General features: G+C 35.7%; 28 protein-coding genes and 2 other annotated features. Of the genes, 5 read left to right on the top strand and 23 right to left on the bottom strand.

Translation table 11 applies throughout. The features are described from left to right. Position 1 precedes the first annotated feature (1 nt). The 15 genes from secDF to HMPREF3031_RS03140 form a co-directional block, all read right to left on the bottom strand. On the bottom strand, positions 2-2,278 hold the full coding sequence (gene secDF, locus HMPREF3031_RS03205) for a protein translocase subunit SecDF (protein WP_002481120.1): 2,277 nt from the start codon (positions 2,276-2,278) through the stop codon (positions 2-4). Between the two features lie 432 nt (positions 2,279-2,710). After that, positions 2,711-2,971, bottom strand: a complete 261-nt coding sequence (gene yajC, locus HMPREF3031_RS03200; protein ID WP_002481121.1) for a preprotein translocase subunit YajC — start codon at positions 2,969-2,971, stop codon at positions 2,711-2,713. 17 nt (positions 2,972-2,988) lie between these two features. Then, on the bottom strand, positions 2,989-4,128 hold the full coding sequence (gene tgt / locus HMPREF3031_RS03195; RefSeq protein ID WP_002481122.1) for a tRNA guanosine(34) transglycosylase Tgt: 1,140 nt from the start codon (positions 4,126-4,128) through the stop codon (positions 2,989-2,991). An 18-nt stretch (positions 4,129-4,146) separates the two neighbouring features. Then, positions 4,147-5,172: a tRNA preQ1(34) S-adenosylmethionine ribosyltransferase-isomerase QueA gene (gene queA, locus HMPREF3031_RS03190; protein ID WP_002481123.1), complete on the bottom strand. Its 1,026-nt coding sequence runs from the start codon at positions 5,170-5,172 to the stop codon at positions 4,147-4,149. Continuing rightward, positions 5,162-6,178, bottom strand: coding sequence for a Holliday junction branch migration DNA helicase RuvB (gene ruvB, locus HMPREF3031_RS03185; protein WP_002481124.1), 1,017 nt, complete (start codon positions 6,176-6,178; stop codon positions 5,162-5,164). Before ruvB ends, queA begins: the two co-directional genes overlap by 11 nt. A gap of 25 nt (positions 6,179-6,203) precedes the next feature. Continuing rightward, positions 6,204-6,809, bottom strand: a complete 606-nt coding sequence (ruvA, locus tag HMPREF3031_RS03180) for a Holliday junction branch migration protein RuvA (protein ID WP_002481125.1) — start codon at positions 6,807-6,809, stop codon at positions 6,204-6,206. A gap of 12 nt (positions 6,810-6,821) precedes the next feature. Further along, the gene (locus tag HMPREF3031_RS03175; RefSeq protein ID WP_002481126.1) at positions 6,822-7,277 is read right to left on the bottom strand and encodes an ACT domain-containing protein; all 456 of its coding nucleotides are present in this window, start codon (positions 7,275-7,277) and stop codon (positions 6,822-6,824) included. Between the two features lie 10 nt (positions 7,278-7,287). After that, complete coding sequence (obgE, locus tag HMPREF3031_RS03170) at positions 7,288-8,580, bottom strand: GTPase ObgE (protein ID WP_002481127.1); 1,293 nt, start codon at positions 8,578-8,580, stop codon at positions 7,288-7,290. A 131-nt stretch (positions 8,581-8,711) separates the two neighbouring features. Next, on the bottom strand, positions 8,712-8,996 hold the full coding sequence (gene rpmA, locus HMPREF3031_RS03165) for a 50S ribosomal protein L27 (RefSeq protein WP_002481128.1): 285 nt from the start codon (positions 8,994-8,996) through the stop codon (positions 8,712-8,714). An 11-nt stretch (positions 8,997-9,007) separates the two neighbouring features. Next, positions 9,008-9,328, bottom strand: a complete 321-nt coding sequence (locus HMPREF3031_RS03160; protein WP_002481129.1) for a ribosomal-processing cysteine protease Prp — start codon at positions 9,326-9,328, stop codon at positions 9,008-9,010. 2 nt (positions 9,329-9,330) lie between these two features. Then, positions 9,331-9,639, bottom strand: coding sequence for a 50S ribosomal protein L21 (gene rplU / locus HMPREF3031_RS03155; protein ID WP_002481130.1), 309 nt, complete (start codon positions 9,637-9,639; stop codon positions 9,331-9,333). Between the two features lie 12 nt (positions 9,640-9,651). Then, positions 9,652-9,728, bottom strand: a sequence feature (ribosomal protein L21 leader region). Positions 9,729-9,760: 32 nt separating this feature from the next. Next, entirely contained in the window at positions 9,761-10,282 is a 522-nt protein-coding gene (mreD, locus tag HMPREF3031_RS03150; protein WP_002481131.1) for a rod shape-determining protein MreD, read from the bottom strand. Next, on the bottom strand, positions 10,282-11,121 hold the full coding sequence (gene mreC, locus HMPREF3031_RS03145) for a rod shape-determining protein MreC (protein ID WP_002481132.1): 840 nt from the start codon (positions 11,119-11,121) through the stop codon (positions 10,282-10,284). Before mreC ends, mreD begins: the two co-directional genes overlap by 1 nt. A 215-nt stretch (positions 11,122-11,336) precedes the next feature. Next, positions 11,337-11,462, bottom strand: coding sequence for a hypothetical protein (locus HMPREF3031_RS13645; RefSeq protein ID WP_002481133.1), 126 nt, complete (start codon positions 11,460-11,462; stop codon positions 11,337-11,339). A gap of 94 nt (positions 11,463-11,556) precedes the next feature. Next, a complete protein-coding gene (locus tag HMPREF3031_RS03140) occupies positions 11,557-12,024 on the bottom strand; it encodes a DUF4930 family protein (RefSeq protein ID WP_070724595.1) in 468 nt (155 codons plus the stop codon). A 147-nt stretch (positions 12,025-12,171) separates the two neighbouring features. Here HMPREF3031_RS03140 and HMPREF3031_RS13415 point away from each other — a divergent pair, with 147 nt between their 5' ends. Next, complete coding sequence (locus HMPREF3031_RS13415) at positions 12,172-12,342, top strand: hypothetical protein (protein WP_002481135.1); 171 nt, start codon at positions 12,172-12,174, stop codon at positions 12,340-12,342. 55 nt (positions 12,343-12,397) lie between these two features. Here the strand turns inward: HMPREF3031_RS13415 and radC are convergent, their stop codons facing one another. The 4 genes from radC to HMPREF3031_RS03125 form a co-directional block, all read right to left on the bottom strand. Beyond that, entirely contained in the window at positions 12,398-13,078 is a 681-nt protein-coding gene (gene radC, locus HMPREF3031_RS03135) for a RadC family protein (RefSeq protein WP_002481136.1), read from the bottom strand. A gap of 14 nt (positions 13,079-13,092) precedes the next feature. Next, on the bottom strand, positions 13,093-13,770 hold the full coding sequence (locus HMPREF3031_RS13865; RefSeq protein WP_180363463.1) for a prepilin peptidase: 678 nt from the start codon (positions 13,768-13,770) through the stop codon (positions 13,093-13,095). Between the two features lie 252 nt (positions 13,771-14,022). Then, positions 14,023-15,291, bottom strand: a complete 1,269-nt coding sequence (locus HMPREF3031_RS03130) for a bifunctional folylpolyglutamate synthase/dihydrofolate synthase (RefSeq protein ID WP_070724593.1) — start codon at positions 15,289-15,291, stop codon at positions 14,023-14,025. A gap of 11 nt (positions 15,292-15,302) precedes the next feature. Next, positions 15,303-17,933, bottom strand: a complete 2,631-nt coding sequence (locus HMPREF3031_RS03125) for a valine--tRNA ligase (protein ID WP_070724591.1) — start codon at positions 17,931-17,933, stop codon at positions 15,303-15,305. A 40-nt stretch (positions 17,934-17,973) separates the two neighbouring features. Then, positions 17,974-18,187, bottom strand: a binding site (T-box leader). A gap of 62 nt (positions 18,188-18,249) precedes the next feature. Here HMPREF3031_RS03125 and HMPREF3031_RS03120 point away from each other — a divergent pair. The 4 genes from HMPREF3031_RS03120 to pcp all read left to right on the top strand — a co-directional run bounded on the left by HMPREF3031_RS03120 (position 18,250) and on the right by pcp (position 21,203). Then, positions 18,250-18,810: a DNA-3-methyladenine glycosylase I gene (locus HMPREF3031_RS03120; RefSeq protein ID WP_002481139.1), complete on the top strand. Its 561-nt coding sequence runs from the start codon at positions 18,250-18,252 to the stop codon at positions 18,808-18,810. Between the two features lie 105 nt (positions 18,811-18,915). After that, complete coding sequence (locus HMPREF3031_RS03115; RefSeq protein WP_002481140.1) at positions 18,916-19,614, top strand: DUF969 domain-containing protein; 699 nt, start codon at positions 18,916-18,918, stop codon at positions 19,612-19,614. After that, positions 19,611-20,537: a DUF979 domain-containing protein gene (locus tag HMPREF3031_RS03110; RefSeq protein WP_002481141.1), complete on the top strand. Its 927-nt coding sequence runs from the start codon at positions 19,611-19,613 to the stop codon at positions 20,535-20,537. The genes HMPREF3031_RS03115 and HMPREF3031_RS03110 overlap by 4 nt, the downstream gene beginning before the upstream one ends. 24 nt (positions 20,538-20,561) lie before the next feature. Beyond that, entirely contained in the window at positions 20,562-21,203 is a 642-nt protein-coding gene (pcp, locus tag HMPREF3031_RS03105; RefSeq protein WP_002481142.1) for a pyroglutamyl-peptidase I, read from the top strand. Positions 21,204-21,256: 53 nt separating this feature from the next. On the opposite strand, the gene HMPREF3031_RS03100 is transcribed toward pcp, so the two are convergent. From HMPREF3031_RS03100 to HMPREF3031_RS03085, 4 genes are all read right to left on the bottom strand, one after another. Further along, entirely contained in the window at positions 21,257-22,333 is a 1,077-nt protein-coding gene (locus HMPREF3031_RS03100; RefSeq protein ID WP_002481143.1) for an AbrB family transcriptional regulator, read from the bottom strand. A 180-nt stretch (positions 22,334-22,513) separates the two neighbouring features. Continuing rightward, positions 22,514-23,803, bottom strand: a complete 1,290-nt coding sequence (gene hemL / locus HMPREF3031_RS03095) for a glutamate-1-semialdehyde 2,1-aminomutase (protein WP_002481144.1) — start codon at positions 23,801-23,803, stop codon at positions 22,514-22,516. Further along, entirely contained in the window at positions 23,804-24,787 is a 984-nt protein-coding gene (gene hemB / locus HMPREF3031_RS03090; RefSeq protein WP_002481145.1) for a porphobilinogen synthase, read from the bottom strand. It lies immediately after the preceding gene. Further along, positions 24,784-25,473 carry a uroporphyrinogen-III synthase gene (locus tag HMPREF3031_RS03085; RefSeq protein ID WP_002481146.1) on the bottom strand — a complete coding sequence of 230 codons (690 nt, stop codon included), beginning with the start codon at positions 25,471-25,473 and terminating at the stop codon, positions 24,784-24,786. The genes hemB and HMPREF3031_RS03085 overlap by 4 nt, the downstream gene beginning before the upstream one ends. Positions 25,474-25,496 lie beyond the last annotated feature (23 nt).

The raw sequence follows: 25,496 nt of genomic DNA, 5'->3' as shown, positions 1-25,496 counted from the left end.
ATTAAACCAGAATTTTATCTTCGTTTTTACGTTTTTCACGATAAACGACAAGTTTATGATTTGGTGCTTTTTTAAGCTGTTGTTTTTTCATCATGCCCCATAAAGGTACAGCGATGAACACAGATGAGAATACACCAGAAACTAAACCAATTAATAATGCAAGTGCAAAGTTGAAGATACTTGATGCACCGAAGATTAATAATGCGACTACAACAATCACAACTGTTAATACAGTGTTGATTGAACGTGTCAGTGTTTGTCTGATTGAACGGTTTACAATTTTGTCAATCTGTTCTGGTTTAGTAATCACCCTGATTTTATGCAAGTTCTCACGTACACGGTCAAACGTAACGATTGTATCGTTAATAGAGTAACCGATAATTGTTAGAACTGCTGCGATAAATGTTACATCTACTTCAATTCTGAACAAGCTGAATACCGCAACAATCATAAAGGCATCATGCAGTAATGCGATGATAGATGATAAGCCCATTCGCCATTCGAATCGTAATGAAATGTATATAATCATACCGATTGATGCGTAAATCAATGAAAGTAATGCGTTTTTCGCAATTTCTTGACCAATCACCGGTGAAACTGTGTTAACAGTAGGTTCATTACCGAATTCTTTTTTCATCACATTTTTAACTTTAGCAACTTCGTCTTTGCTCAAATCATTTTTAAATTGAACAGAAGCGCTATCGTTATTACCAGATAATGAAATACGGTCAGGCTTCATATGCGCTTTGTCTAATTGTTTTGTAACATCTTCTTGTGTAATCTTATGATCTGCTTTCATATCAACACGTGTACCACTTGTAAAGTCGATACCTAAGTTTAATTTGAATATAAACAGAATCACTACACCAGCAGCAATCACAATACCACTGAACCAGAATAATGGTTTCGCAAGTTTCATGAAGTTCCAATGATCATAAGGTGTTTTTAATTGATACACATCAATACCTTCATTGATATCATGTCTATCTTTCTTCTTAATACCAAATAACCAGAAACTTTTCTTGAAGTAATTTGATTGTACTAACAATGATAATAAGATACGTGTTAAGAATACTGCTGTCACGAAACTCATTAAGATTGCGAGTAATAACATCGTAGCGAAACCTTTAACCGCACTTTCACCAAAGAAGAATAACACAGCTGCCGCTAAGACAGTTGTTAAGTTCGCATCTAAAATCGTAATAAAGGAACTCTTATTCGCTTTGTGGAAAGCTTGTTTCAATGTTCGTCCGATTCTCAACTCATCTTTAATCCGTTCATACATGATGATGTTCGCATCAACCGCCATACCGACACCAAGTACCAGTGCCGCTAAACCTGGCAATGTAAGTACACCATGAATGAAGTTGAAGGCTACTAAAGTTAAGTAGATATATGTTGTTAATGTAATTACGGCAATAATACCAGGTAATCTGTAGAATCCTACCATAAATAAGTAAATGACTCCGACACCTAATAATGAACCGAAGATTGTTTTATCTAATGCATCTTGACCGAACTGTGCACCTACAGAGTTAGAGTAAATTTCTTTAAGATGTACTGGTAAAGAACCAGAGTTCAATAAGTCAGCAATTTGTTTTGCTTTTTGAACGCCTTCTTCGCCATTAAATCCACCAGAAATTTCTACACTGTCAGAGTTGATAGGTTGATCAACTGACGCTGCTGAAACATATTTCGGGTCTTTTTTCTCTTTTTCTTTTTGGTAACTATCGCCTTTTTCGTAGTCTAACCAAACAACCATCACGTTTTCTTTACGTTTTGAAATCTCTTCTGTGACTTTCTTGAATTTTTTACTATCTTTCAATTTGAAAGTAACAGCCGGTTGGTTGGTATTCTGCTTAAACTCTTGTTTTGCAGAACCTTGAACTAAATCCTTACCTGTTAATTTAACGTTATCGTCTGAGTCGCGAATCGTTAAATTCGCTTGTGAAGATAAAATGTCTCGAGCTTCATTTTGGTTTTTAACACCAGCAAGTTGTACTCGAATACGGTTATTATCTTCAACAGTAATCTTAGGTTCAGATACCCCTAAGACGTTGACCCTGTTTTCTAACGTTTTGGCTGTGGCTTGAACAGCCTTATCGTCTATCTTATCACCCTTTTGTAATGGATTAACTTGGTAAAGTACCTCAAATCCACCTTGAAGGTCCAAGCCTAAACGAACGTCTTTAATTACATTCTTGTAAGTTGCTGCCATGCCAGCAAAAAGCAACACAACAAGTAACAAGAATGCAATTATTCTACTGTTTTTCTTCACATGAACACCTCATTATTTACTTATGTAAATAGCATACTTGATTTTTCAAATGAACTGCAAGCTAAAACCAAACGTTTCGGTTTGTTCTTACACTGCACTTCAATTGAATGAACCTATATAGCTTACTACATCCTTACTCAGCTTTCAAAAATTCGAACAATACTTTGTGTGATGCATAGCGTGTACAATTGATTAAAATCAACATTAAATCACGTTAATACTATGCAAAACCTTATAAAATCGTATTCCAATATTGAATTATACACGCTCCTACACTAATTTAAAACAACTTTTCATGCATTTAAAGTAATTCAAACAAAATTAAAACATCCTAAAACAATCTATATCGGATCGCTTTAGGATGTTTATTGGGTTAATCTATGTACAGGTAATTCGCTTACGCTTGCCTATACTATGTCATACTAACATTAATTAGTCTGGATTAACTTGTTTTACAGCACCTTTTTCAAATGTGATTTGAGTGCCTTTGTCGTTAACTGAAATGACAACTGTTGTTTCATCAACTGCACGTACGACACCTTTGATGCCGCCGATTGTTGTAACGTGTTGTCCTGATTCCAAACGGTTCACCATTTCACGGTGTTCCTTTTGACGCTTTTGTTGTGGTCTGATCATGAAGAACCACATTAAAGCTAATAATGCAATAGGTAAAATAAGACCGGTTAAATTCACAAACATTACTCCTTTAATTAAAAGTTTTTAGGATTTTCTTCATTCAATCCATATTGTTCAAAGAATTCCTCTTTAAAATCTAAAAGACGATCCTCCCGAATGGCCTGTCTGATATCCTCCATTAATTTTAACAGAAAATATAAGTTATGATAAGTAGTTAGGCGTATACCAAAAGTTTCTTCTGCTTTTATTAAATGACGTAAGTAAGCTTTTGTATAGTTACGGCATGTATAACAATCACAATTTTCATCAAGCGGACTTAAATCGTCTGCATATTTTGCATTTTTAATAACCACACGACCATTAGAAGTCATACATGTACCATTTCGTGCTATACGTGTTGGTAATACGCAATCAAACATATCCATACCACGAATACTACATTCGATTAAAGCATCTGGTGAGCCGACACCCATTAAATAACGTGGTTTATCCTTAGGCATGAATTGTTCAGTAAATTCAACCATGTCATACATGACTGGTTTAGGTTCACCCACAGATAATCCGCCAATCGCATAGCCAGGAAAATCTAACTTCACTAATTCTTCAGCGCTTTGCTGACGTAAATCTTTATATTCTCCACCTTGGATAATTCCGAATAAAGCTTGGTCTTCTGGTCGTTTATGTGCTTTCAGACAACGCTCTGCCCATCTTGTTGTTCTTTCGATAGAGTCTTTGACATATTTATATTCAGCAGGCATTGGCGGACATTCATCAAATGCCATCATAATATCTGAACCTAAATCATTTTGAATCTCTGTCGCTTTCTCAGGACTCAAGAATAATTTAGAACCATTTTTATGATGTCTGAAATGAACACCTTCTTCTGTGATTTTACGTAAATTACTTAAACTGAATACTTGGAAACCACCTGAATCAGTCAGAATTGGGCCATTCCAATTCATAAATTTATGCAAACCACCCGCGCGTTTAATAATGTCATTGCCGGGTTGCAACCATAAATGGTATGTGTTTCCTAAAATGATTTGTGCATTAATTTCCCTTAGCTCTTCAGGACTCATAGTTTTAACGGTAGCTTGTGTTCCTACTGGCATAAACATAGGTGTTTCAAATGAACCGTGCGGTGTATGCACGATTCCTAACCTTGCACCGGATTGTTTACATGTTTTGATATGTTCATAAGTTACTGCAGGCATAACTTTTTCACGACTCCCTTAAATAATTAACATTGCATCACCAAAGCTGAAGAATCGATATTTCATTTCGACAGCTGTTTGGTATGCATTTAAAATATATTGTTTTGAACTGAATGCTGAAACTAACATGACAAGTGTGGACTTCGGTAGATGGAAGTTCGTAATTAAAGCATCAATAGCTTTAAACTCAAAGCCTGGATAAATAAAGATATCCGTCCATCCGCTTTGTGCTGTAAATTGGTCATGGTCTCTGCGAATCGTTTCTAATGTTCTTGTTGATGTGGTACCAACTGAAATAATACGATGTCCTTTTTGTTTTGTTTCATTTAACAAATCAGCTGTAGCTTGAGACATCTGATAATATTCACTATGCATTTTATGATCATCTATATTATCAACGCTGACAGGTCTGAAGGTACCTAAACCGACATGCAATGTTACAAATGCAAGGTTCACTTGTTTCGCTTTTAATTGTTCTAACAGCTCATCTGTAAAGTGTAAGCCGGCTGTTGGTGCAGCGGCAGAACCTGTTTCCTTCGCATAGACTGTTTGATAGCGATCTGGATCATCTAAACGTTCTTTGATGTAAGGCGGTAATGGCATTTCACCTAATTCATCTAAACGTTCTTGTAAAATACCTTCGTAATATAAACGCATAATGCGTCCGCCTTGTTCTAATTCCTTAATACATTCTGCGATGATTTTCCCTTCACCAAATGATAATTTTTGACCCACTTTGATACGTTTTGCAGGTTTCAATAACACTTCCCAATCATTACCTTCGATTTGTGTCAGCATCAACATTTCTACTTTAGCTTTTGTATCTTCTTTTAAACCAAATAAGCGCGCAGGCATGACTTTAGTATCGTTTAAGACAAGCGTGTCACCTGGATTAAAATATTCAATAATGTCTTTAAAATGACGATGTTCAATGTCGCCATTCTTTCTATTTAATACTAATAAACGACTTGTATCTCTATCTTTTAACGGCGTTTGTGCGATTAGTTCTTCCGGTAAATGATAATCAAACTCTTCAATATTCAAAATTGTCCCTCTTTCCATGTTCAGTGCCAAAGTGTTCATAAGCTAGGGGTGTCGCTTTTCTTCCTCTCGGTGTGCGTTCTAAAAAGCCTTTTTGAATTAAGAAAGGCTCATAGACATCTTCGATTGTAATGCGTTCTTCACCGATAGAAACAGCGATTGTGTCTAAACCGACAGGTCCCCCATTATATTGATTAATAATACAGCGCATCATTTTATGGTCGATGTAATCTAAACCATAATCATCCACTTGTAGAAGTTGTAATGCACGTTTTGTTGTTTCAATATATATTTTGTCGTCTTCATTGACTTGTTGGAAATCTCGAACGCGTTTAAGAAGACGGTTGGCAATACGTGGTGTACCTCTACTACGTTTCGCAAGTTCTGCAGCACTCTCTTCATCAATTTCTGTACCTAGTACTTCTGCAGTTCGCTTAATAATATCTTCTAGTTCACCCTCGTTATAAAACTCCAAACGTAAATGAACACCAAAGCGATCACGTAAAGGGCCCGTTAAGCTGCCGGCTCTTGTCGTTGCACCTACTAATGTAAATGGAGGCAAATCAATACGAATACTGCGCGCTTCTTCTCCTTTGCCGATCACGATATCTAAATAGAAATCTTCCATTGCAGGATATAAAACCTCTTCAACTACACTGCTTAAACGATGAATTTCATCAATAAACAAAACATCACCTGGTTGCAAACCTGAAAGGATTGCTGCTAAATCACCAGGTCGTTCTATTGCTGGTCCAGTGACTGTTCTGATGTTTACACCCATTTCATTCGCAATGATGTTTGACAAGGTTGTTTTACCAAGTCCAGGGGGGCCGAATAATAAAACATGATCTAATGGCTCCTCACGCATCTTTGCTGCTTTTATAAAGACTTCTAAATTAGCTTTAATTGATGCTTGACCGATATATTGTCTTAGTAAATGTGGTCTCAATGATAATTCAAAAGAATATTCATCATCATGGACCGTTTGATCTACCATTCTGTCATCCATTGTGTCCCCTCCTTTTGACTTATTTTTAAGAAACTAATATTTTCAAACCTGCTTTAACCGCTTCATCCACAGATTCAAACTGCTCTGTACTCAATTTCTTTTCAACTTTTTTCAATTCACGCTTAGAATAACCTAATGCTTCTAATGCAAGCAAGGCTTCTTCTAGGACTGGTGAATTGCCGGATACAGTTGTATCAGGTTGCTGTAATAAAGTATCTGCACTTTCATCTGTGATTTGAACTTTACCTTTTAAATCTAAGATGATTTGACGTGCGGTCTTCTTACCGATACCTGGGAATTTTGTTAAATACGCTTCATTTTCATTTTCTATACCGATTTTCACTTCATTAGGCGTACTTGCAGCTAAAATTGCCAATGCCGATTTTGGACCAATACCTGTCACTTTATTCAAGCTTAAAAACATTTCTTTTTCTTCTTCTGATATAAAACCATACAACAACTGTGCATCTTCTCTAACAACTAAAGACGTGTAAATTACTACTTCTTGTTGAAATGAAGATTGAAAACGATAAGAGTTCGGTGTTTGGATTTCATAACCGACACCATTCGTTTCCACCACCACGTGTGTTGGGAACAATTGTGTTAATTGACCTTTAATATATGCGTACACGCCGTCACTTCCTTACATTGACATACTGATTATTTCTACTTTATAAACATTTTCAATGTTTCGTAATGCAAAAATCACATCTTCAATCGAAGTCTGACTGCCTGCAGTATTTAAAGACAATGTGATTGTTGCTTTATCTTCCATCGGAATACTTTGATGAATCGTTAAAACAGACATGTGAATTTGAGAAATCGTATTAAGAACTTGTGCAAGCATACCAACCTTATCATGTACATAAAGAATGATAGTGAATTCTCTTGTATCTTCTACCTTTTCATCAATTGGAAAGATAGTATCTTTATACTTGTAAAAGGCACTACGAGATAAACCGTATTGTCTGACTGCTTCATAAATAGACAAATGCGGATTTTCTTTTAATGCATCTTTAATTTGCAATGTTTTAATGACAGACTCTGGAAGTACATCTTCTCGTATCAGATAGAACTTTTTCACTTGTTTATCGTTCACTTAGACACCTCTATTCAACGAATTCAAATTCTCCGCCTAAAATTCTTACGATATCTCCATTTTTCGCACCACGTTCTCTTAATGCATCATCAATACCCATTGAACGCATTTGACGCGCAAAACGTCTAACTGCCGGGTCACTATTGAAATCAGTCATATGGAACATTCTTTCAATTGCTTTACCGCTGACCACAAATGCTGCATCATCATCACGTGTAATTGTGAATGCATCTTGTGATGGTGTGTGTTTGTATAATACACGGTTCACACCTAATGCTTCATCATCTTCTTTAGAGAAATCAACATCTTTATACTCTTCTAGTTTATCAGCAATCGCATAAAGTAATTGATCAAGGTTTTCTCGTGTATAAGCAGAAATTGGAATAATCTGTACATCGTCACCAACTTCAGACTTAAAGAGTTCTAAATTATCTTGCGCGTCTGGCAAGTCCATTTTATTTGCGACGATGATTTGTGGACGATCTTCTAAACGTTGACCGTAAGATTTCAATTCATTGTTAATAGTTTGGTAATCTTCATAAGGATCTCTGCCTTCTGATCCACTCATGTCAATCACATGTACAATGACTTTAGTTCTTTCGACATGACGTAAGAATTGATGTCCTAAACCAACACCCTCTGAAGCACCTTCAATTAATCCAGGTAAATCAGCCATAACAAAGCTACGACCGTCAGGTGTTGAAACAACACCTAAATTTGGTTTAATCGTTGTGAAATGGTATGCTCCGATTTTAGGCTTTGCTTTTGAGACTGTTGAAAGCAATGTAGATTTACCTACACTTGGGAAACCAACTAAGCCAACATCTGCCATTAATTTTAATTCTAATGTGACTTCAATTTCTTCACCAGGTTCACCATTTTCACTGAAATCAGGTGCTGGGTTTCTTGGTGTTGCAAATCGAGAGTTGCCTCGACCGCCACGTCCACCTTTAGCGACAACGGCACGTTGTCCATTTTCTACTAGGTCAGCGATGACTTCATCCGTTTCAACTGCTTTAATAATTGTGCCTGGTGGGACTCTTAATACTAAATCTTCCGCATTTTTACCATGCATGTTACTACTTTGGCCGCCTTCACCACGTTTGGCTTTGAATTGGCGTTGATATCTGAAATCGAGTAATGTACGTAACCCTTCGTCTACTTCAAAAACTATAGATGCACCGCGACCGCCGTCTCCGCCTGCCGGGCCTCCGAAAGGAACATATTTCTCTCTTCTATATGCAGTGATACCGTTACCGCCATCGCCTGCTTTTAATAATATTTTAACTTGATCGACAAACATGTTTCTCACCTCTTTTATATATATTTTCTAATGCAATATCTAGATTATTATATCATTCTTTATGTACGCTTAGAAATAAAGACAAAAATAAAACACCAGAAGTTAAACTTCTGGTGTTGCGTCAACAAAAATTACTCAGCTGCAGCGTATACTGAAACTTGTTTTTTGTTACGGCCTTTGCGTTCGAATTTAACAACGCCGTCAATTTTAGCGAATAATGTGTCATCGCCGCCGCGACCTACATTTTCACCAGGGTAGATTTTAGTTCCGCGTTGACGGAATAAAATTGATCCACCTGTTACGAATTGTCCGTCAGCACGTTTAGCGCCAAGACGTTTAGATTCAGAGTCACGTCCGTTTTTAGTAGAACTTACCCCTTTTTTCGATGCGAAGAATTGTAAGTTTAATTTTAACATCTGGATACACCTCACTTATAATTTAATTTTATATTATCGTGGTACTCGTCTTCAATAGTTTGAAGTGATACGAGCATTGCTTGCAAAATCAATTGCGCTTGTTCATCGTTTACGTTTACACTTCTGAGATGGAAATAGCCTCCATCATCGTCATAATCTATGTCAGGTCTTTCAGATGTTAATCCGAGGATAGCATTGACACTTCCGAATAAAACCGCTGAAGCGCCAGCACAGACAATATCATGACCATACTCGCCATGTTCAGCATGACCATCCATGATGACATCTGTTACTTGACCCTCTTCATTAAACGAAACGTCTATCTTAATCATGATTAAGCGTTGATTGCGTCGATTGTTAATTTAGTGTATGGTTGACGATGGCCTTTTTTACGTTTATAGTCTTTACGACGTTTGTAAGTAAATACAGTGATTTTCTTACCGCGACCTTGTTTGTTTACTGTAGCTGTTACTGTCGCACCTTCAACTGTTGGCGCACCAACTTTGACTGCGTCTCCACCTACAAATAAAACTTTGTCAAAAGTGAAAGTGTCACCTTCGTTTACATCTAATTTTTCAACGTAAATTTCTTGACCTTTTTCTACTTTAATTTGTTTACCGCCTGTTTCGATAATAGCAAACATACTTTGCACCTCCTATAAAATAAGTCACGCCATATATAGGTGATACACTTGGTATACTTAAACCTATATTTGAGCGGTTGTATGTAGCTATAAACTACTCAACTGCTAAAGCTTACCATCCCTAGGCTTTCCTGTCAATTGGCAAATCTAATTTTTTGATTAATTTTTTAATCAAGCTAAAAACAATCAACAATAACAGTAAATTTACGAAAGCGGTTGGTAATAATCGGAATAATAAAAAGTCCCAAAGATTAAATTTAATTAATCCTAACAAACCATAAATTAATGCTTGGTAAATTTCAAAGATGATTGTAAACAGCCAAACACCAATGAATACCATCGTATGATCTCGATAGTATACTTTGAAAAAGAAATCCATCAAAATCACAAACAATAAATAACCAAATGTATTTAAACCATAGATTGTTCCATAATATAAATCAGTAGTTAATCCGAAAATTATCGCAAGTACAACTGCGATACTTGGTTTTTTATAGATGGTAATAATCAACAAATACATCAGCAATAAATGCGGTACGAAGATAATCCCTCTTCCACCGATTTGCATCGGTATCACTAAAGCGATTAATGAATCAAGATAGAACAATACAGCCCCAATTAAAAAATAGTAAAACGCACGCATTATTCATCACCGCTTTCATCAGGAAGTGTTTTCGGATCGCGTTGTGCAACATAAACATGATCTAAGTCACTTAAATCTGCCGCTGTTTTTACTCTCACTTCTTTTGAAAGCCCATATTGATCATTTTCTACTTTAGTAACTTCACCGATATATAAGTTGCTTGGTATTTGATTCGCTAAACCACTTGTCACAACTTTATCGCCTTTTGCGATTTTATCCTTATTATCAATATCACTGATAACTAATTCATTTGTTTTTCTATCATAATGGTTAATCAACCCGAAGATTTTTTTAGAATCATGTTGAATATTAACTGAAAGTTTACCATTACGAGATGAAGTTGAAAGCAAATCTACTTGAGCAGAAAACTGATTGACTTTGACAACTCTGCCGACTAACCCTTCAGCTGTAATAACAGCTTGGTTTTGTTTGATTCCGGCTTTTTTCCCTTTATCAATAATCGCTTTATTCATCCATTGGTCTGGATTTCTAGCAATTACTGTTGCGCTGAGAGGTTCGTATTTAGAGATGTCTTTAATATCTAATTCTTTACGAAAACCTTCATTTTCCGCTTTCAATCTCTCATTTTCTGCCTCTAATTGTTTGATTTTATTTTTATCCTCTTTTGATGTTTTTCCATTGAATAAACCGTCAATTGAACCTGTTACTATATGTAATGGATAAGATAGTACGCGTTGAGGAACGGACACGGTATCACCGACATATTGTTCCACAGGCGATTGGTGATGTGATCTGATCGATAACCCTATTAACGATATAAATAGAATCAGGGAACAGAAAATAACAATCAATTTGTTATTTTTAAAAAACTTGGACAACCTGAACACCTCTATTAACTCAATTTTTCATATCTCACTATATTTTATATTATTATACACCTTAGTTAAAGTGCCAACTGTACCTGGCAAAAAATACTTAAAAAAAGAGCATCAGCAATTCATTTGAAATCGGCTGATGCCCAAAAAACATCTTCATTTTATTTTAATTAAAAATCAGCTGTAAATGTTCATATACACTATCTAAGTCTGAATCATTATTTCTTGTTGCTGTCTTCTTTTTCATCTTCTTTATACAGGGTTTCTTCTTTTCTCCAGTTCTCAAACAGCTTTTGCGCTTTTGATTGTTCAGCAGCGTTTTTTCCATTTGTTTGTTTACTCATTAAAGAACACCAAACCTCTCTATCAATGATTCAACACAAGGGTAACGTAAGACTGTATTATTTTCAAGATAATGCACTATAGAAACAACTCGATTTATTTAAAATAAGCTACAGGGTGCATTTGTATATTTTGCTGCATCGCTTGTAAGTCTTGATGCAGTTCAATTTCCGTTGCATAAATACGTAATTCATCAGAACCAAATTTGTACATGATAAACTGATTGCCACGTTGTCCAATTAAATAATTTTCATTATAGCCCATTCTGCTTAATCCGCTGACATCCATAAACTCTTCTTTATTCAACATGTTAAAGATGTTCTTAGTCTGACTTGCGGGCATATTATTCAAAATATCATTTTTTTCTACAACATAACATTGGCCAGGTTTGAAATCTTCAATTGGTACATTACCGCCTTGATAAGATGAATAGGTAGTTTTATTGCTGATTGGATTCCATTCTTGTTCTTTTAAAAACGGTGCATATTTCAACGCAAAAAAGACAATTACAATGATGCATCCGACTGCTATAATATTTTTAATGATGTTAAATAGAAAACGCATCCTCACACCGTCCCATTCTTAATGATTTCATTGTACGCTTTTTTACGAGAATTTTCATCAGACTAGAGAACGACACTTGATTTAAATCCCAAGACCGATGCATCCACAATACATTTCAGTTACACTATATGTAAAGGAGTTGCAGCCATGTCAATTTTAACAATTATTTTACTCGTATTATTGATTGGTCTACTCTTCAGAGTAGGTGTTTCATTACTACGTTTTATCATAAAAATTGCGATTTTCGCTTTAATTATTTATTTAGCTTATCAAGGGATTATGTGGATTCTGAACTATTTTCAAATGCATCCATTTTAAATCAAAGCATATTTACTACATTCCGATAACACCTTCATGTCGTGTTATCGGTTTTTTAATCATCAAAATACCCCGCTTCAACCAAACTCAAATACTTCGCATCTCCAATAATTATATGATCAAGCAATTCAATGCCAAGCACTCTGCCACACTCTTGCAATCGTTTTGTTGTATGAATATCTTCTTTTGAAGGTGTCACATCACCAGACGGATGATTATGTACCACAATAATCGCATTGCTCGACCACTTAATAGCTGCTTTAAATACCTCTCTAGGATGCACCACAGAAGAATTCAAAGTTCCTACAAAGATGACTTCATGACGAATTACAATATTCTTTGAGTTCAAAAATAATACCTCAAACTGTTCATGTGTTAAATGCATCATCCTCGATAAAAAATAATCCGCCGCATCTTGGGGTGAATTAATTTTTACTTTCTCTTTTTGATCCGGCGCATTCATACGTTCACCTAGTTCAAACGCTGCCTTTAAAATCACCGCTTTATACATACCGATACCTTTCACATCCATCAAGTCATTTAAAGACAATAGTTTTAAATCTTTAAGCTTCGTTGTTAAATTTAATAAATCTTGCGCAACTTCGACACTAGACCGCCCTTTTCTGCCAGTATTAATCAATATGGCAAGCAACTCGGACTCAGATAAGTGTTGCGCTCCTTTAGCTATAAGCTTCTCTCTAGGTTTATCACAATCAGGTAAGTGTTTTATATTCAAAATGAAACCTCCGTTTAATAAAAGTGAAGTATAAATAATAAGTTAGGATAAAAGATAGAAATAGTTAAAAAGCTGATAAAAATAAAGGGGATAAGTGGCACTTCTAATATTCTACGCTTCGTGAACAAACGAAACATTATCATAAATAAACCACCAATAATAAAAGTCATACAGAATATCATGAGGAAAAATAAATAAGGAAAGACGAGACTGAGTAAAGTGAAAATTAAAATGTCTCCGTACCCTATCGCATGAGGTGCAAGTATAAATAAAATGTGAAGCAAAATTACAATACCAATTTGCGTTATAAACACCTTTGGCGCTAAGGCTATGACAACTATAATAAAAATTAAATCAAAGTGGACGGGAATCGTATGTGTATGCATATCATACAGTGCAGCAACGAGCAGAAATAAATATAAAGCAAGAAATAATGCAGAAGATGGGTAAATTACATTGAAAACAAGCAAACCGATTGGCAATAACGCACATAATTCACCAATAACATGTAATTTAGAAAGCTTATGTCTACAATATCGACATCGGCCTTTTAATATCACAAAACTAATAATCGGAACTAAATCATACCATTTTAAATCATGATGACACGTTTCACATTTTGAACGTTGTTTCATATAACTGAAGTTTAATGTTTTAACAAAACACAGTTGATACAAAAAACTTTCAAGCACTGAAGTGATTAGGACAGCTACAATAACGTGCAGAAGCTTCACCTACTTTCTGAAATATCAACGTTATTATACGTGCTAGGAAGGTCATTTTCAAATAGTATGTATAAAATATTTTATTTTAATTTTTTACGAACAAACACCATATATAATTGTCATTTTTACATGCAGAAAACATTAAAAACTCCTTCTGAAATGGCCGTGAATAAACGTCATCTCAAAAGGAGTTTAGTATTTAATATTTAATTAAAGCCATTAAGCTTCAAAGTTCACTTTTGCTTTCACTTCACTGATGAAGTATAAGCTGCCAGTAATAACCAATGTATCGCCTTCATAATTCTCTACAAAGTCTACATAGTCATCAATTAAAATTGGATCAAAATGTTCTGCTTCATTTGCGATTTCTTCTTTTGGCTTCGCACGATAGAAATCAAAGTCTGTGATATAAACATGATCTGCAATTTGTCCTAAATCTTCTAACATATGATGAATTGGTTTGCCGCTTACAGCTGAGAACAAAATATCAACCTTATCTTTATGATAATAATTTTGAATTGTACTCACTAATGCATCGATGCTTTCATTGTTATGAGCGCCATCAATAATCATAAGCGGTTTTTCTTTAACTTCTTCAATACGCCCTGTCCAGCTGACTTCTTCCATAGCTTTAATCATTTTATTGAAGTCTAACTGAATTTGTCCCGCTTCAAACATCACAATTAACGCTGTAATCGCTAAAGCTGCATTTTCTTTTTGATGTTCGCCAAGCATATGCAACGCTATGTTTTCTAATTCATAATCTTTAAAGCGATACGTAAATTCATCTTCTTCTGAAACAACAGAAATATCTTTATCCAACTCATAAGCAGGCGCTTGTTGTTTTTCTGCATATTCACTTAAGTATTTTAAAGCACCATCTTCTTTAACAGAATAAACAAACGGCGTATCCGCTTTAATAATATCACCTTTATCTTTAGCAATATCCAAATAAGTTGAACCTAATAAATCTGTATGATCTAAACCAATGCTCGTTAGAATTGTCAAAATAGGTGAAAATACATTTGTCGAATCATTTTTAATACCAAGTCCTGCTTCAACAATCACAAAGTCTACAGGTCGGATCGCGCCGAAGTATAAGAACATCATCGTTGTTATAATTTCAAATTCAGTTGCTGTTCCATATTCAGTTTCCGCTTCCATCTCTTCACTTATCGGCTTCACACGAGCAACCAGGTCAACGATAACATCATAGCTGACTGGCATCCCGTTTAAGCTGATTCTCTCATTGAACGTTTCAATATAGGGTGAAGTAAATGTACCGACATCATAACCATTCTCGACAAGTGCAGCACGTAGATATGCGACTGTAGAACCTTTGCCATTTGTTCCGCCGACATGGATGCCTTTAATGTTTTGTTCTGGATGACCTAGGCGTTCTAGCATCCACTCCATGCGTTTTGTGCCTGGTTTGATACCAAACTTATTTCTTTCGTGTATCCAATATAAGCTGTCTAGGTAATTCATTATCAGGACTCCTATGCTTTTAATTGTTCAATTCTAGCTTTGACGCTATCATATTTTTCTTGATAATCTTCTTTTTTGGCACGTTCTTCATTGATAATTTTTTCAGGCGCTTTATTAACGAAGTTTTCGTTTGATAATTTTTTATCGACACGATCAAGTTCGCTTTGCCATTTATCTAATTCTTTTTCTAAACGTGCAATCTCTTTATCCATATCGATTAAACCTTCTAATGGTAAAATCACTTCACCTGCACCGACTACAGAAGTCATTGCTTTATCAGGTGTTTCGATATCTGTTGAAATGATTAACTCGCTTGGGTGGCCGAAGCGGTCAATGTAATGTTTATTTTCTTCAAGCATTTGAGTGATTTCCGAATTTTTCGTTTTAATATAAATCGGAATTGCTTTTGAAAGCGGTGTGTTCACTTCTGAACGAGCTTGACGGACAGCTTTAATAATTTCTACGACATATTGCATCGCTTGTTTACTGTCTTCATACATAAATTCAGTTTGAACTTGTGGCCAAGCGCTTGTCACAATTGTTTCACCTTCGTGCGGTAAGTTTTGCCAAATTTCTTCTGTCACAAATGGCATATAAGGATGCAACATACGCATTGTACGGTCTAATACATAAGATAAGACTGAACGTGTAACTTGTTTTTGCGCTTCGTCTTCACCATTCATTGGAATTTTACTCATTTCGATATACCAGTCACAGAATTCATCCCAAATAAAGTTATATAAAGCACGTCCAACTTCACCAAATTCATATTTATCACTTAAGTCAGTTACCGTTTTAACTGTTTCGTTTAATCGCGTTAAAATCCATTTATCAGCAAGTGATAAGTTTTGAGATAAGTCGATATCTTCAAATTTGAAGTCTTCACCAATATTCATCAAGCTGAAACGTGCAGCGTTCCAAATTTTGTTAATGAAGTTCCAAACTGATTCTACTTTTTCAGTTGAATAACGTAAATCGTGACCTGGAGATGAACCTGTAGCTAAGAAGTATCTTAAGCTGTCTGCACCATATTGGTCGATAACATCCATAGGATCTACACCGTTACCTAATGATTTACTCATTTTACGACCATCTTCAGCACGAACTAAACCATGTAATAATACATCATTGAAAGGACGTTGATCTGTAAATTCTAATCCTTGGAAAATCATACGTGCAACCCAGAAGAAGATAATGTCATAACCTGTAACTAATGCATTAGTTGGATAGTAGCGTTCAAAATCTTTTGCTTCAGTATCTGGCCAACCAAGTGTTGAGAATGGCCATAAAGCACTAGAGAACCATGTATCTAATACATCTTCATCTTGTGTCCAGTTTTCAATATCTTCTGGTGCTTCTTCTCCTACATAAATTTCGCCTGTTTCATTATGATACCAAGCTGGGATTTGATGACCCCACCATAATTGACGTGAAATTGTCCAGTCACGGATATTTTCCATCCATTGATTAAATGTATGTTCAAAACGTTCAGGTACAAAATTCACACGATCATCTGTTTTTTGATTATCAAGTGCACGTTTTGCTAGAGGTTCCATATTTACGAACCATTGTGTAGATAAGTAAGGTTCTACGATGGCACCGCTTCTTTCAGAATGTCCAACAGCATGTGTGTGATCTTCAATTTTAATCACTAAGTCTTCTGCTTTTAAGTCTTCTACTAATTGGTCACGACATTCGAAGCGGTCCATACCTTCGTATTTACCAGCTTTGTCGTTCATTTTACCTGATTCATCCATGACGATAATAGATTCAAGGTTATGTCTTTTACCTAATTCAAAGTCATTAGGGTCATGTGCTGGTGTTACTTTCATAGCACCACTACCAAATTCAACGTCTACATATTCATCCGCTAAAATTGGCAACTCGCGACCGACAATCGGTAAAATAACTTTTCTGCCAATAACATCTTTATAACGTTCATCATTAGGGTTAACGACAATTGCAGTATCCCCTAACATTGTTTCAGGACGTGTTGTAGCAATTTCAATATATCCTTCGCCATCAGCATAAGGATATTTAAAATGATAGAATTTACCTGGTGTGTCTTCGTGAATAACCTCAATATCAGAAATCGCTGTTTTCGCAACAGGGTCCCAGTTGATAATACGTTCGCCACGATAAATTAAACCTTTGTTATACATATCTACAAAGACTTTTTTAACCGCTTTACTTAAACCTTCATCTAATGTGAAGCGTTCTCTATCATAATCAAGTCCAAGACCTAATTTTGCCCATTGTTGACGAATAAATGAAGCATATTCTTCTTTCCAGCTCCAAACTTCTTCTAAGAATTTCTCACGACCTAAGTCATGTCTTGAAATACCTTGTTCTTGTAATTTTGCTTCAACTTTTGCTTGTGTCGCAATACCCGCATGGTCCATACCAGGCAGATACAATGTATCGTAACCTTGCATACGTTTCATACGTGTTAAAATGTCTTGTAACGTTGTATCCCAAGCATGACCTAAATGTAATTTACCAGTTACATTCGGAGGTGGGATAACAATCGTATACGTTTCTTTTGATGTGTCTCCGTTAGGTTTGAAATAGCCTTTCTCTACCCATTCTTGATAGCGTCCAGCTTCAACCTCATTCGGATTGTATTTTGGTTTCATTTCCATAGGACAATTCCTCCTTAAAATAAAAAACACCCGTTCCTATACATAGGACGGATGTTCCGTGGTACCACCTAAATTCAACATAGTTCATCTATATTGCACTTCATAATGATTAACGCTCAATACACGCTTTAACCTACTGTACTGTTCAGCTAAAGATCTAAGCGGGCTACCTTCAACAGCATCAATTATGTATTTTCACCAACCATACATTCTCTTTGAAATTAATCAACTGTCTACTCTTCCCGAAATCATATTCTCTACTAATTTATAGTATAATAGAACTCTAAAATAAGTCAATGCGAAGGAATGAAATTTTATGAATGAATGTGCATTCAACACAACTGATCCACTCTATATTGAATATCATAATAAAGAATGGGGTCAGCCGCTTTATGATAGTCAAAAATTATTTGAACTAATGGCTCTAGAATCACAACATGCAGGACTTTCTTGGTTAACGATTTTAAAGAAACGTTCTGCATATCGTGATGCTTTCTATCAATTTGACCCTCATAAAATTGCACAAATGACAGAAAAAGATATTGATGAACTCATGGAATTTCCTAATATCGTTCATTATAGAAAGAAGTTAGAAGCAATTGTCAGCCAAGCAAAAGGCTATATTCAAATTGAAAAAGAACATGGCAGTTTTAGTGATTTTCTGTGGTCATACGTTGATAATCAGCCGATTGATTTGCGATATCGTTCATCTAAAGACCGTATCACCGTCGATGAACGCGCTAAAAAAATGTCTAAAGATTTAAAGAAATATGGCTTTAAGTTTATGGGTCCTGTAACGATGTTTTCATTTTTAGAAGCAGCAGGTCTCTATGACGCCCACTTGATTGGTTGTCCTTATAAGCCATCAAAACAGTAGGAACACGGTTGTGTTCCTATTTTATTTTAAAATTTAAAATTGTCGTAAAATTCTCTCTATTTTATGCTAGAATATCAAATATATTAAATTTTAAGGGGGCATTTTATGGAATGGTTAAAATTAATAGGTATTCTAGTTATTATTATCGGATTCCTATTTAAGTTTGATACGATTGCGGTTACTTTAGCTGCTGCAATTGTAACCGGACTTGTATCCGGTATGGATTTCTTTGAAATATTAGACGTCCTCGGCAAAGCTTTTGTCGATAATCGCCTGGTATCTCTTTTCTTATTAACCTTACCTATGGTTGGTTTAATTGAACGATTTGGATTAAAAAAACAAGCAACCGTATTAATCGGAAAGGTTAAATCCATGACCAGCGGACGTTTATTATCCTTATATTTATTAATTAGAGAAATTGCAGGACTCGCTTCCATTCGGATCGGAGGTCATCCTCAATTCGTACGTCCGTTAATTAATCCGATGGTTCAAGGGGCATTGAAAACAAAATATAATTTAAAACCTGAACAAATCGATGAAAAAGATGTGGAGAAAATTAAAGCAGAAGCTTCGGCTATGGAGAACTACGGTAACTTCTTTGGCCAGAATTTATTTGTAGGTGCTGCTGGCGTACTTTTAATGGTCGGTACATTCAATTCACTTGATATTAAAGTCAATGCGGTCAGTTTAGCACTTGCTTCTGTACCAATCGCAATCATCACAATTCTGATTGTCGTAGTTAAAAATATTTTGTTAGACCGTTACCTAGAACGTAAATACAGAAACAAGGAGGATCAAGCATGAGTCAACATACATTAGATACTATCCTTGAGTTCTTTTATATTTTAATTGGTATCCAATTACTTTATACAGCTTACCGTGTATTGCGAGATCCAAACAAAGAAAAACGTATTGGCACTGCCCTCTTTTGGGTATTGCTTGCGATAACATTTATTTTTGGACCGTATATACCAAACGTAATCAATGGTGCACTTATCTTGTTAATGGGACTATTAACATTAACACGTCAGGTTACTATCAAAAACATTGTGGACGTTACTGAGGAACAAGGTAATCAAGGCGCTGAACGTTTTGGCAATAAACTCTTTTGGCCAGCAGTTGTTTTAGCTGTTGTAGCTGTCATCATTTCAAACTGGACACCTCTTGGTGGCGCCATTGGCTTAGGAATTGCTTCAGTTGTCGGTTTGATTGCTGCGTATTTCATTATCAAGCCTCAAGCAAAATACATGTTATATGACAGTGATAGATTGACACAACAAGTTGGGACAGTTGGTATCTTACCGCAATTCTTAGCAGCATTAGGAGTACTATTTACAGTCAGCGGTGTTGGCAAAGTGATTTCTAACGGTATTTCAAGTTTCTTACCTGAAGGCAATCACTTAATTGGCGCCACTGCGTATATATTAGGTATGGTCATTTTCACAATGTTGATGGGTAATGCATTTGCAGCTTTTACTGTTATTACCGCAAGCATTGGTATTCCTTTCGTCATTGCACAAGGTGCTGACCCTGCAATTGCTGGTGCACTAGCGATGACTGGTGGTTTCTGTGGTACTTTATTAACGCCAATGGCCGCAAACTTCAATACATTACCTGTTGCTTTATTAGAAATGAAAAATGAATTCAGTGTCATCAAAGCACAAATCCCAGTTGCTTTCATATTAATCTTAGTACATATCGGATTAATGTATTTCTGGGCATTTTAATAAACAGATAAAGGAGAAGATAACATGAATATTTTAGTTACAGCTTTTGATCCGTTTGGCAAAGAAAAAACAAATCCAGCTTTAGAAGCAGTGAAGTTATTACCAGAAACAATCGGTGAACATACGATTACGAAATTAGAAATCCCTACTGTATTCAACGAATCGGTTGAAGCTATTAAACAACAACTTAAAATTGAAACATATGATGCGGTACTTGCTATTGGACAAGCTGGCGGCAGATTTGATTTAACACCCGAACGTGTCGGCATTAATGTAGATGATGCAAGAATTGCAGATAATAAAGGTAATCAACCCATTGATGAAGTTATTCAAGAAGATGGCGCACCTGCTTACTTTTCAAATATGCCAGTAAAACGCCTTACACAAGCGATTAAAGATGCAGGTGTTCCTGCTTCACTTTCAAATACTGCAGGAACTTTTGTATGTAATCATGTACTCTATCAATTAGGATATTTGCATGCGACTACTTTCCCTTATATTCAATTTGGTTTTATTCATGTACCGTTCATTCCTGAACAAGTCACGAATAAACCGAATACACCTTCTATGGCGCTAGATACTATTGTTAAAGGGTTGGAAGCGGCAATCTCAGAGTTATCAGCAGATAATCGTGATGAAACTATCGCATTAGGTGAAACACATTAATTTAATAAGATGTATACAAAATAACCGCCTCATCGGGCGGTTATTTTCATGTGCTACTTATTCAGTTTACGCTCAGTATAGCTTAAGAAATATTTTATGATTGGCGCGATTAAGAATAAAATGAAGAAAATTCTAAAGATATGGAAACTAGAAATGATGGCTACATCAGCATGTGTTTCCATCGCAACCAAGACAATTTGACTCATACCTCCGGGTGCTGCACCTAAGAATAAATCATTTAACGGCATATGATTAAAGAGTGATATTAAATAGACCATGACACCAGCTAATAAGATGAGCATTACATTTTGGAAAGCAATAGCAACTGCCACGCGTCCTTTTAAATCATTCATTAATTTAGAAATTTGAATACCGATTCTAATCATATAGGCAATCTGTGCTGCTGCAATTAAATAGTTATCCAGTGAAAATGTTTCATTCGTAAACATGTTCCAAGCAATTAATACCACAATTGGAGCCAGCAATTGCTTCGTTGGAAAATTAATTTTTGCCATTACAAAGTAAACGATCGCAATAGCAACAATCAACAATACGATTTGTCCAATATTCAACACGTGAGTGAGCGGTTCAAGTTCCACCAATTTACTGCTAGATGCTTCTCCGCTTCCACTCGACATAAAATAAGACATCATTGGAACCAAGATGACTACGAAGATAACACGTGAAGTCTGTGTTAAACTCACTACTAATATATTGGCACGCTTGTCTTCCTCAGCCATAATTAACATCTGGCTTAATGCTCCAGGAATAACACTTAACAATGCTGTTTCATTATTTACTTTTGCAATCTTTTTAAAGAAATATGCAATCAGTATTGCCATCCCCAACAGCAATACTGTTACTAAAACAATAGATAACCAGTTTTGCGTAATATCATTTAAAACCGTCCGTGTAAATGTGGATCCAATTTGTACCCCTAGTAAAATTAAACCCAACTGACTGAGCCAAAACGGCCATTCTACTTCCAACTTGAAGACTCGGATACAAATGATACTTGCGATTATAGGACCAAACATATAAGGCAGCATGATATTCATTGCAGATAGAATCAAACTGATAACGATTGCTAGTAATAATACGATAATATTATTACGCAATTTTTTATTCATTGATTACCACTACCCTTATCCCACTACTTTTCATTCATTATCATCATAACACGCTTTATACGAAAGTTATAAGAATTGATTTCTAACCGATATTATAATCGTTCACAAAAATAATTTATACAAAAAGAGAGTGAGACACCTAGAATTTGATGTCTCACTCTCTAATTAAGTGAATTTATATTATTTATTTGTGACGCGTTCAAATGCTTTATCAAACGCTTCAATTGTTCTCTCAATATCTTCTTTTGTATGCGCAGTAGATAAGAATGTACCTTCGAATTGAGATGGTGGTAAGAAGACGCCTTCTTTAGCCATTTCACGATACATTTCTGAGAAGAGTTTCAAGTCACTTTGGTTTGCTTGAGCAAAGTTAGTCACTGGACCTTCATTTAAGAAGTAACCAATCATTGAACCTGCTCGGTTAACTGTTAATGGTACATTATGTTTTTTCGCAACTTTTTTCAAACCTTCTTCTAAAATATCTCCAAGTTCATTGAAGTATTCGTAGCTTTCTGGTGTAAGTTGACTCAATGTTTCATAACCACTTGTCATTGCTAATGGGTTACCTGATAATGTACCTGCTTGATAAATTGAACCAACTGGCGCAATTTTATCCATAATTTCCGCTTTACCGCCGAATGCACCGACTGGTAAACCGCCACCGATTACTTTACCTAAGCAAGTTAAGTCAGGCATAACATCGAAGTAACCTTGTGCACAGTTATAACCAACTCTGAAGCCAGTCATAACTTCGTCAAAGATTAATAATGAACCATACTCATTCGTGATATCTCTTAATCCTTGTAAGAAACCTTCAATTGGTGGAACAACCCCCATATTACCTGCTACAGGTTCTACAATCACGCCGGCAATGTCATCGCCATACATTTCAAACGCTTGTTTAATCGCATCTAAATCGTTATAAGGCACTGTAATCGTACTTTTTGCTGTTCCTTCAGGTACGCCAGGAGAATCTGGTAAACCTAAAGTCGCAACACCAGAACCCGCTTTAATTAAAAGTGAGTCACTATGACCATGGTAGCAGCCTTCAAACTTCACGATTTTATCGCGGCCTGTGTAACCTCTAGCCAAACGAATTGTATCTTGAGTTGCTTCTGTACCTGATGAAACCATTCTGACTTTTTCAATTGATGGTACACGGTCGACTACAAGCTCTGCCAATTTAATTTCTTCTAATGTAGAAGCACCAAAACTTGTACCTTTATCGACTGCTTTATGCAAGCTGTCAATCACTTGTTTGTTTTCATGACCTAAAATTAAAGGTCCCCAGCTTAATACATAATCAATATACTCATTTCCATCGATATCATAGATTTTAGAACCTTTACCATGATCCATAAAGATTGCTGGCATATCTACAGATTTAAATGCACGAACTGGACTATTCACACCGCCAGGCATTAATTGTTCTGCTTTTTTAAATGCTTCAATAGACTTTTCGTAACTCATTTATTTGTCCTCCTTATCTAAATAACGACAAACATCTTTCGCGAAATACGTAATAATCATGTCTGCACCTGCACGTTTCATTGAAACCATTTGTTCCATAACGTTACGTTCTTCGTCAATCCATCCTTGTAATGCAGCTGCTTTAACCATACTGTATTCACCGCTGACATTATATGCGATAACTGGAACATTCGTTCTTTCTTTAACATCTCTGATAATGTCTAAGTAACTTAATGCAGGTTTCACAATCATCATATCTGCACCTTCTTTTAAGTCACTTTCAAGTTCAAGCAGTGCTTCACGACGGTTAGCTGGATCCATTTGATATGTTCTGCGATCACCAAATGATGGTGTTGATTCAGCAGCATCACGGAATGGACCATAGAAACTTGATGCATATTTAATACCATAGCTCATGATTGGAATATTGTAGTAACCTGCATCATCTAAACCTTTACGAATTTCAGTCACAAAACCATCCATCATATTACTTGGCGCAATAATATCAGCACCCGCTTCTACTTGAGAAATTGCTGTTTTCACAAGCAATGGTAATGTTTTATCATTATCAACATCATGTGTATGATCATCAATTAAACCGCAGTGGCCATGATCTGTATATTCACATAAACATGTATCTGCTAACACTAACATGTCTGGATAAAGTTTTTTAGATTTTCTAGTTGCCTGTTGTATGATACCTTCATGTGCATAAGCACCTGTACCCACTGAATCTTTTTCATTTGGGACACCAAAGAACATCACCGCTCTGATACCTAAATCATAAGCTTCTTGCAATTCTTCTTCTAGGTGATTCAAGCTGATTTGATAAATCCCTGGCATAGATGGAATTTCTTGTTTAACATCGTCTCTTTCTACGACAAAGATAGGATAAATCAAATCTTCTTTACGTACGTGATTTTCTCTTACAAGACTGCGCATTGATTCATTAATACGTAATCTTCTGTGTCTATCAAAACTCATTTAAGATTCCTACTTTCTTTTATTGTATAGATTAAACCATCAATTGTTTGTTTTTGTGCTATGACAGCATCATAACCATTTTTACGAACTGTTTCATAAGTTGGTTGACCAATAGCATAACACTCAAAATCTGGTTGTACTTGGCAGCGTTTTAATGCTTTAAAAAAGTTCTCAGCGGAAGATGAACTCGCAAATGCAATACCATCAGCTGACTGTTCTTTTAACAACTTAATCGCATAAAGAATATTCTGTTGATGCTCAACAGGTTCATATAAATCAATTTTTACCACATCTGCCCCACGTTCTTTTAATACCTCTTCTAATATAGGTCGTGCTGCTTTACTGCTGGGTATAAAAATAGAGGCTCCTTCTTTGAACGTAAACTTATCTAGAAATCCTTCTTGTGAAAAATCTTCAGGACAAAAATCTACTTCTATACCATGTTGTTCACAAAAGCGTTGTGTTTTTTCACCTATAACTGCTACCTTTTCATAGCGTAATAGTGAAAGATACGGTAAAAAATATCGCACTGCATTTTTAGAAGAAAATACAAGCCAAGTATAAGAACGATTTAATACAGAATCATCAAAAGCGAGTGGTTCTAATTTAATAAAAGGCAAATGTATCCATCTTTGATCTTCTGTTGGCATTGAACTAGATTGCGTCATTATGACTGATGCACTCATAGCAATTCATCTCCGACTTATAG

It is taken from the genome of Staphylococcus sp. HMSC072B07 (assembly GCF_001815505.1).
Lineage (GTDB): Bacteria > Bacillota > Bacilli > Staphylococcales > Staphylococcaceae > Staphylococcus > Staphylococcus simulans.
Note: the sequence above shows the minus strand (reverse complement) of the source record. Positions and strands in the feature narration are given on the sequence as shown.

Excerpts from the sequence above, each read along its gene's own strand:
- HMPREF3031_RS13645 (WP_002481133.1), bottom strand. The coding sequence starts at position 11,462 with ATGAGTAAACAAACAAATGGAAAAAACGCTGCTGAACAATCAAAAGCG.
- pcp (WP_002481142.1), top strand. The coding sequence starts at position 20,562 with ATGAATATTTTAGTTACAGCTTTTGATCCGTTTGGCAAAGAAAAAACA.
- HMPREF3031_RS03140 (WP_070724595.1), bottom strand. The coding sequence starts at position 12,024 with ATGCGTTTTCTATTTAACATCATTAAAAATATTATAGCAGTCGGATGC.
- obgE (WP_002481127.1), bottom strand. The coding sequence starts at position 8,580 with ATGTTTGTCGATCAAGTTAAAATATTATTAAAAGCAGGCGATGGCGGT.
- HMPREF3031_RS03160 (WP_002481129.1), bottom strand. The coding sequence starts at position 9,328 with ATGATTAAGATAGACGTTTCGTTTAATGAAGAGGGTCAAGTAACAGAT.
- HMPREF3031_RS03125 (WP_070724591.1), bottom strand. The coding sequence starts at position 17,933 with ATGGAAATGAAACCAAAATACAATCCGAATGAGGTTGAAGCTGGACGC.
- HMPREF3031_RS03115 (WP_002481140.1), top strand. The coding sequence starts at position 18,916 with ATGGAATGGTTAAAATTAATAGGTATTCTAGTTATTATTATCGGATTC.
- HMPREF3031_RS03110 (WP_002481141.1), top strand. The coding sequence starts at position 19,611 with ATGAGTCAACATACATTAGATACTATCCTTGAGTTCTTTTATATTTTA.
- HMPREF3031_RS03085 (WP_002481146.1), bottom strand. The coding sequence starts at position 25,473 with ATGAGTGCATCAGTCATAATGACGCAATCTAGTTCAATGCCAACAGAA.
- ruvB (WP_002481124.1), bottom strand. The coding sequence starts at position 6,178 with ATGGATGACAGAATGGTAGATCAAACGGTCCATGATGATGAATATTCT.
- rpmA (WP_002481128.1), bottom strand. The coding sequence starts at position 8,996 with ATGTTAAAATTAAACTTACAATTCTTCGCATCGAAAAAAGGGGTAAGT.
- HMPREF3031_RS13415 (WP_002481135.1), top strand. The coding sequence starts at position 12,172 with ATGTCAATTTTAACAATTATTTTACTCGTATTATTGATTGGTCTACTC.
- HMPREF3031_RS03100 (WP_002481143.1), bottom strand. The coding sequence starts at position 22,333 with ATGAATAAAAAATTGCGTAATAATATTATCGTATTATTACTAGCAATC.
- rplU (WP_002481130.1), bottom strand. The coding sequence starts at position 9,639 with ATGTTTGCTATTATCGAAACAGGCGGTAAACAAATTAAAGTAGAAAAA.
- HMPREF3031_RS03130 (WP_070724593.1), bottom strand. The coding sequence starts at position 15,291 with ATGAATTACCTAGACAGCTTATATTGGATACACGAAAGAAATAAGTTT.
- HMPREF3031_RS03120 (WP_002481139.1), top strand. The coding sequence starts at position 18,250 with ATGAATGAATGTGCATTCAACACAACTGATCCACTCTATATTGAATAT.
- tgt (WP_002481122.1), bottom strand. The coding sequence starts at position 4,128 with ATGCCTGCAGTAACTTATGAACATATCAAAACATGTAAACAATCCGGT.
- mreD (WP_002481131.1), bottom strand. The coding sequence starts at position 10,282 with ATGCGTGCGTTTTACTATTTTTTAATTGGGGCTGTATTGTTCTATCTT.
- hemL (WP_002481144.1), bottom strand. The coding sequence starts at position 23,803 with ATGAGTTACGAAAAGTCTATTGAAGCATTTAAAAAAGCAGAACAATTA.
- hemB (WP_002481145.1), bottom strand. The coding sequence starts at position 24,787 with ATGAGTTTTGATAGACACAGAAGATTACGTATTAATGAATCAATGCGC.